Source organism: Winogradskyella sp. ABM4_392, assembly GCF_056160445.1.
Window position 1 is genome coordinate 1 of sequence record NZ_JBSWXE010000039.1, and the last position, 203, is coordinate 203.

Annotated in this window: 1 protein-coding gene; it reads left to right on the forward strand. The window is 42.4% G+C overall.

The features are described 5' to 3' along the window. Positions 1-203: HYR-like domain-containing protein (locus ACXAFS_RS15385; RefSeq protein ID WP_475308071.1), on the forward strand; the 203-nt coding region annotated here is incomplete at both ends.

Genomic DNA, 203 nt, shown 5'->3' on the forward strand with positions numbered 1-203 from the left:
ACCTTAACTGCTAATGACAACTGTGGTGATGCTACGGTAACTTTTGATGAAGCTACTACGGCTGGTACTTGTGATAATGAATATACGTTAACGCGCACTTGGACGGCGTCTGATGCTTGTGGTAATGAAACGATTCATACACAAACGATAACAGTTCAGGATACTACGGCACCAACATTTAATGAAACGCTTCCTGCAGATGT